Annotated in this window: 2 protein-coding genes; both read right to left on the bottom strand. The window is 64.7% G+C overall.

Annotation, left to right across the window (positions count from 1 at the left end; all coding sequences use genetic code 11):
* A partial coding sequence (locus AC07VS_RS28835; RefSeq protein WP_494752699.1) for an adenine nucleotide alpha hydrolase family protein occupies positions 1 to 227 on the bottom strand: 227 nt, incomplete at its 3' end.
* 2 nt (positions 228 to 229) lie between these two features.
* Positions 230 to 496 (bottom strand): electron transfer flavoprotein subunit beta/FixA family protein (locus AC07VS_RS28830; RefSeq protein ID WP_494752698.1); only part of this gene is annotated, 267 nt, incomplete at its 5' end.

The following is a 496-nucleotide window of genomic DNA, read 5'->3' as shown; positions in this document are numbered from 1 at the left end:
TGGGCGGCCACGTTCTCGGCCAGGCCGTGGGCCAGGGCTTCGCTGTCGGCGTGGATGACTTTGCTGACACCGGCGATCTGGGCAGCAGCTGCAGCGGCAGCGCCTGCGTTGTGGCCGGCCACCAGCACGTGCACGTCGCCACCAGCCTGGATGGCTGCGGTCACGGTGTTCAGGGTGGCGCCTTTGATGGTCGCGTTGTCGTGTTCTGCAATTACGAGTGCGGTCATGTTCAGATCACCTTGGCTTCAGTTTTCAGTTTGTTCACCAGGGCGGCCACGTCGGCCACCTTCACGCCCGCACCTCGCTTGGGCGGCTCGCTGACCTTCAGGGTCTTCAGGCGCGGGCTCACGTCCACACCCAGGTCTTCGGGCTTGACGGTCTCCAGCGGCTTCTTCTTGGCCTTCATGATGTTGGGCAGCGTCACATAGCGCGGCTCGTTCAGGCGCAGGTCGGTGGTGATCACGGCCGGGATCGACAGGCTCAGGGTTTCCAGGCC

Source organism: Curvibacter sp. GW821-FHT01G03 (assembly GCF_059422285.1).
Note: the sequence above shows the minus strand (reverse complement) of the source record. Positions and strands in the feature narration are given on the sequence as shown.